Origin of the sequence: Rhodococcus sp. NPDC078407 (assembly GCF_044542515.1) — a bacterium.
Lineage (GTDB): Bacteria > Actinomycetota > Actinomycetes > Mycobacteriales > Mycobacteriaceae > Rhodococcoides.
The window spans coordinates 1-6,780 of the sequence record NZ_JBITUQ010000049.1; the positions used below are offsets into that span (position 1 = coordinate 1).

At 60.4% G+C, this 6,780-nt stretch carries 3 protein-coding genes; all 3 read right to left on the bottom strand.

Going from position 1 to position 6,780, the window contains the following annotated elements:
- Positions 1-280: 280 nt before the first annotated feature.
- Positions 281-424 carry a hypothetical protein gene (locus ACIGGF_RS25210; protein WP_397523768.1) on the bottom strand — a complete coding sequence of 48 codons (144 nt, stop codon included), beginning with the start codon at positions 422-424 and terminating at the stop codon, positions 281-283.
- A 744-nt stretch (positions 425-1,168) separates the two neighbouring features.
- Positions 1,169-6,091 (bottom strand): phage tail tape measure protein, encoded by a 4,923-nt coding sequence (locus ACIGGF_RS25215; protein WP_397523769.1) that lies wholly within the window; start codon positions 6,089-6,091, stop codon positions 1,169-1,171.
- Positions 6,092-6,184: 93 nt separating this feature from the next.
- Positions 6,185-6,505: a hypothetical protein gene (locus tag ACIGGF_RS25220; protein WP_397523770.1), complete on the bottom strand. Its 321-nt coding sequence runs from the start codon at positions 6,503-6,505 to the stop codon at positions 6,185-6,187.
- Positions 6,506-6,780 lie beyond the last annotated feature (275 nt).

Here is a 6,780-nt window from a genome sequence, read left to right on the forward strand (position 1 = left end):
AAACTCACCCCAACCGAGTTTGAGACAATCAATCAGTCCGCACACGCGGCCTGATTCACTCAACCCAACGAGTCAACCGAACTCGGGGCAGTCCCTGGCTTAGGCTCCTGGAACTGAGCCGGCACACACGGTTTGCACGTGTACGACTGCAACGCATTCACATCGATCTCGGCCTTACAGTCATGGCAGAGCCGAATAACCTGGTCGTTCTGCTTTCGGTGAGAGACCACCCTCTCTGACGGTGGAACAGCCTCAGCCTCAAACACTTTGCGTCTCGCGCTCACTGAGAATCTTCCTCCAGCACCCAACCGAGTGCGGCCATCGCTTTCGGAGTCAGCCCCAAACTCTCGGTAGCGTGACGCCACTCAGCCGCCACCCATGCAGTGCCTTTTCCAGTGAGCAACAGACCCTCGTAGCGGATCATCACAGCCACGGTCACGGCGCTCGCGTCATCGAACTGTGAAGCCTGCGGAGACTCCCAAACCTCAATCCACCGTTCCTGCTCGGCGGCAGTCCAATCGCCAGCCGGCATGCTCGGAACAGGCAAACTGCATCCGTCACGAGGCAGCACAACCAGACCACCTTTGCGACCGGACGCGGTTGGTCCTCGGTATCGAGAATGCTGTCTGGTCAGGTTCCTTTTCGGGGGCATTTACTGCCTCTCTTTCAGGGTCAGATTGGGGTTGATTGCTTGAAAAACCAGGGAGACGCCTCGCCCAGGGGCTCCGTCTGCGCGTGCGTGTGGGGGTCAGCGCCAGGGTGGGTAGACCGCGTTACCGCAGGCCAGAGGGCTTGTGTGTCCTTCTGGCCTGCGGTTGATGCTGTTAGCGGTACTGGTGGCTTGCGCGTCCTGCTGCTGCGCGGTTGCAGGTTGCGTGTTCGGGTCCGACGTACACGCTGCGGTCGTGGTCGTCGTGCCCGAGATCCCACGATGTGCCGGGCACAATCAGTTGCTGGCAGCGAGCACAGGGCACTGTTCCCGTGGAGACTCGCTTAGCCCATATCTCTCGCAACTGGCGATGCTTTGCGCCGTAGCCTCGTTCTGCTGCTGTCCCGCGTTTCCTGTCGGCTGCCCGTCGATGGGCGAAGCATTTGCCTTGACCGGACTTGATTACTTGCGGGCATCCGAGTTCGTTGCATACTGCGTTTGCTGCTCTTGGCATTCCGCTCACCTCCGCGAGTACGTGAGCGACTGCCGTGTTTGCCTCACGCGGTCTTCGCGCATAGCCGCAGCAATGGAATCGGTCTGATAGGTGACGTTCGGGCGGGTAGCGTTCTCGGCCAGACGGTCAACCTGCTTCGTGAACTCACTCAAATCGAGTGAACCTCCGCCGCCCTTACTGCCGACAGCGTGACGGATATCAGCCAACTCCTTGAACATGTCACTGTTCTGCTTACCGGTGTAGACCTGTTCCGTGTCGCCGGACATGTTGAGCGCGGCCATACCGTGAGGCAGTGGACCACCCGAGTCTCGAAGCACCGCCGGTATCGCTATCTGTTCTGCCATCTTCCGCATCCACTCTTGCGGATCGAACGGCTTGTCGGGGTTGGCTTCTGCTGCCATTCCCAACTGCTCGCTGAACGGTTTGCCGAACAACTGCTGCAAGCCTGTTGCAGCCTCACTGCCGTCGACTGGCTTATAGTTCGCAATCCCAGTGACCAGAGCACCGATGCTGCCCATATCTTCGCTCAGTCCGATGACACCCAATGCATCCGATAGCTGGCCTGTCACGAACGACTTGGCAACATTGCCGATCAAATCAATAGGGTTTGATGCGGTTGCTGATCCCCCGCTGGCGCTTGTCCCGCCCTCGGCCTGGTTCTTTCGTTCAGCATCGAGAGCATTCTTCGCCCGCTGCAACGACAAATCGGCATCGAGCTTCTCCGCCTCTGTGACACCCGCTTCGGCATACACTTCGTTGCGTGCAAGCCTGGCCTTCTCGACAGCCAACTCGGCCGACTTCAGGCTGATCTCATCATCGGTGAAGTTGGTGGTGAGTTCGGGCGCGTTCGGTGCCGGCGTCTTGTCATCCTTCGATGCAGTTGCCCTGTCCCGCTTAGCCTCTAGGTCACGAACCTTCTGCTCAGCCTGGGTAACTTTGATGTCGGCCTGCTCACGGTCAGCCTGCGTCTTCTTGTCGTTGGCGAACGTTGCGTCTCGGTCCTCTTGAGCCTGACGTACTGCGACCATTGCGGAGTCAAGTGCGAGCTTGTCTTTCTCGGCCCAGTCTGCGTTGGCTGCACCGTTGAAGCCTCTTGCCGTATCCGCGTTGTACCCGCTGCTGCGTGCTTCGGATGCTGCGAGCAATGCATCTGCCTCGGCCATGCGTGCGGCGTAGTTGCTGCCGTCCGCGTACCCCGACTGCTGCACCCGTTGAGCTGCGGCTGCGGCATCCATGTTCTCGTAGTCGAACGCAGCGAGCTTGTCGTAGAACATGCCCGCTGCACGCGTGGGGTCCATACGATCTTCCGCGGTACCCCAAGCGCCGTTGTCGCGCTGTTGGAACACACCTGTTGAGTCGCGGTCGCCGTAGGGCAGGTTCTGTAGGTCGGACTCGGCGAGACCTGTTGCGAGCGCGGCACGTATCCCGTTGGGCGTGATGCCTCGGCGCTTGCCCTCGTCAATGATGGCCTGCGCGATCTGGTCCCGTTCGGACAGCGGCATCTGTGCTGCGTATCCGAGCGCACCTGGCATACGGTCCAGCGATGGTGGTGCAGACATCGCCCAATGGACGTGGTTGGCGTGATTGCCCGCCCCGTCATAGAACGAAGAGTCAACTCGCTGACCGTTTTTGATCTCCTGGCCGGCGAAGGCTGGGTCATCGTAAATCAGCTCCAAAGAGTCCGGGTAGGCCTCTGAGATCGCCTGTGCCAGAGCAAGTTGTTCGGGAGTGTTCCCGCTGCCGTTGCTGAAGTCTGCTGCGTTACCGGTCGAGTGATAGCCGTCATCGGTGTTGCGTAGGCCCGAAGTCATCGACAGGCCGGGAGCAACCTGGTCTACCCATTCCTTCATCCCGCCGACGACGCCACCGGAGTTGAATCCGGGGAGCTTGGGGAACGTCCCCGCATTGATCATCGAAAGTTCGCGGTTGTACTTCTCCGAGGAGTCCCCGTTGACGACCCACTCGCCTGCATCCACCCGTGCCAGGGGCATGCCCGCGGACGAAACGCCCAATATTCCGTCGACCGTGTTGGTGCCTGGACCTGTGGTCGGTAGACGCCCACCATCAGCACGACCACCGGGCAGCGGGACACCGCCAGGGGTAGGAATGTTCAGCTTCGGAACGGTCGCAGTCGAGCGACCGGACAGATTGTCGAGTGCACCCTGCACCGCGCCGATCTGCTTGAGTGCGTTCTCAGCGCCGTCGATACGGAGCTGTGTCGCCTTGTCTGGAGGTAGCCCGCCTAGCTTGTAGTTGACGGCCTGGATCGCATCGAGAGCTTCCTGGTTCGGCGCGGACAACCGCACAATGCCTGGCTTGCCGTTAATGTTCTCCTCAACCGAGCCACCCAATGCGACGATCTTGGCCTTGGCGTCATCGGTCAGTGCATCCACCGGGATCTCGACCGGCTGGCCGACACCATGCAGCAACCCGCCAATGATCTGCAGTTGCTGTTCGACTGTGTCCGCGCCCCGCAACGCAGCGAGCATCTCGATATTCTTCGGGATCAGACCCTCGGTCTCGATCATCGTGCGCAGAGCATCGACACTGACACCAGTCGCGGTCGACAACTGCTCCAACTGCTGCTCGTTCTGAGCCCAGATCGGAGCCATGTCCGCGCCAGCCTCAGCCGCGGTAACGGTGGCATCCTTGATCTCGGTCAGTGCATCACGCAGCTTCGAACCGTTGGCCGTTGCCGTGTTGACGGTGCCGTTCTGGCCGATCAGGGCATCTCCCCAACCATCGGCGGCAGCCCACACATCGGTGGTTGCCTCGGCGGTCGCGCGAACCTGATCGTTGTATGTCTGGAGAGCATCAGAAAGCGGAATCGGTTTGCCAGACAACACATCCAGTGCCGTCTTCATCGCGTTGATTCGGTCTGCCGCAGACGATGACTCGTCCGAGAGCACCTTCACTGCATCGCGCAAATCGAAGAATCCGGGGGTCGTGTTCTTCGCGGTGGCCTGAGCCTTGACGAACTCCTCACGTAGCGGCTGCAAAGCGTCGAGCGCCTCAGCACCACCATCAGCGGTGCCCCGCAATCCCTCAGCGAGAGCGTTCCACTCCGCATCGGAGCCAGCGACAGCAGCAGCGACTTCCTGATTCGTCTTGCCGAGATTGCGCAGTCCTGATTCAGTCTTCGCGCCCTGCTCGGCCAACGCCTCCTGAGCGTCCATCGCATCCCCGCCGGCCTCCGCCACACCCGAGAACCAGCCCTTGATGTCGCTACCCGCGGCAGCAAAGATCCCAAACGCGCCTGGACCGTTCTCGGCAAGGGCGTTGGCCTTCTCACGCACCTCATCGATCTGCATGCCGACAGCACCAAGAACGTTGTCCGAAACCGCCCCGTTGGACTCCTGAAAAGCTTTCGCCATGTCACGTTGAGCGGCGGAGATGTCCCGTGCCGAACCTGTGATCGCGTCCTGCTGAGCCTCAAGGTTCTTGAACTCGTTGGAAATCGCGTAGATCGAAGCGCCCGCAGCGACGATCGCCAACATCCATGGTCCGCCGAAAGCACTGAGCATTGCTTTGGCACCGCCACCAACACGTGCACCAGCAACCGCTGTCGCAGCACCCAGCATGCCCATAGACCGACCAGCAAGGTTCGCCGCAATCGTCTGTGCTGCCATCGCCTGCGTGAACCGATATGTGGCAGCGGACGTGGCTGTCATAGCGCCTGCGAGCGCCGCACCCACACCCGTAACCCGGAGTGCCACCAATGCCCCCGTAGCAGCCAATACAGGGCCAGGAAGTCCACCAATAGCTGTTGCCGCAGAACCGAGTGCGCCGATTACGGGCGCGACAGTCGAACCGACAGTCTTGAACCCGTCCACGATGTCGCCGGATGCACCATTGAGCTTCTCGGCACCGGCGCGGGCGTACTGCTCCATAGGACCGTCGATCAGGTCGTACAGCTCCAGCGCCAAAGTCTCCGCAGAGTTCTGAATGGATGCCATCGCACCCGGCAAGCCTTTAGACTTCGCCGCTGCCACCTCCGCGGCAGCTCCCTGCCGTTCGATAGCGGTGTGCATTTTGTCGTAGCCAGCTTGGCCCTGCTCAGCAGCGACACCTGCGAGACGCATGGCATCGGAGCCGAAGAGTGTTGCGGTTGCGGCCTGGTACAGCTCAGGGGTCATCGAGGCAGCGGCTGCATCCAATTGCCCGAACAGTGATGACATGCCAACGAACTGGCCGTTTGTGTCGTACAGGCTCAGCCCGAGTTCTTCGATTGCCGCCTGCGCGGGCTTGCCCTGATCGGTGATCGCCAGCAACGCAGACTTCAGCAGAGTTCCTGCATCGGAACCGGCGATACCAGCATTAGAGAGAATGCCGAGTGTCGCAGCAGTGTCCTCGATTGTCAGACCGAACTGGTTGGCTACTGCGCCTGACTGCGCCAAACCGGCTGAAATATCGGTGATCTCGGCAGAAGATGCGTTGGCTGCGTTGGCGAGCACATCGGCTGCGGTAGCCGCGTAGTCGGCAGAGAGCCCGAATGACTGCAAAGCCTGGGACTGGATTGTTGCGGCAGAAGCGGCATCGATACCTGCAGCAGCCGCCAACTGCAGGGTGCCCTTCGCCGCAGACATAGCCTGATCGACATTTAGCCCGCCTTTGGCCAGCTCCCCCATCGCGGCTGCAGCGTCGGATGCGGAGGTGTTCGACAACGAAATGTCGTTGCCCAGTTCCTTGGCCCTGGCTGACACTGCTGCCATCTGGTCCGCCGTAGCACCCGACACGGACTGCATAGTGTTGAGCGTGTTTGTGAGATCGTTGCCCAGCGAGACAATCTCGCTGAAAGCTGTTGCAGCGCCGAACGCCACACCAAACTGCGCGCCGATCTTCAGTGCACCGTTCAGCCCACGCGATAGCGCAGAGTTGAAGTTGGAAAGATCGGGATTGACCTCGACCTGAATTGAACCACCCGCCAAGGTAATTCACCTTCTTTCGGTAAACCCTCGTGGGGTTCTTTGGACAGCAAAAAGCCCCGCAAGCGATTGCTTGCGGGGCTTTAGGTGCTGCGTTTAGTTTGTCGTTGCTGCGTCGCCCTGGATCAGTGCGAGGACCTGCGTCGGCGTCACTCCCTGTCGACCAAGCTCAGCAGCGAGCGGTACCACACCGCACTTCAACAGCTTGATTACGACGTTGACGGCGACGAGTCCACCCGCGGGGCCGGCCTTCGCCACTGCGTCAGCAACCGTGGTCGCTATGGTTTCGCCGTCTTCGGTCGGCATCGAAAGCAGCTTGGCGTACAGCAGGTCCACGGCCATGCGAATCTCGGCCGCGTCAACTACTGCGTCGGGGATACCGTCAGCATCGAACGTCAGAAACTTGGAGTCAGGCATCGAGCCCCCGCATCGACACCATAGATAGATGCATGCTCTTGATTAGTCAGAAGTTCGGACGGCACTTCGAGCCATCGTTTGACGCGCGTGACGCTCTCGTGCATGGCATCGAATCCTTTCTCGCGGTCGCGCACGCTTTGGCTATACGGGATTCGCGCCTGCCACTGACGGATCTCGTCCGGGACTGCCCCGAGTTCGGTTGACTCGTTGGGTTGAGTGAATCAGGCCGCGTGTGCGGACTGATTGATTGTCTCAAACTCGGTTGGGGTGAGTTT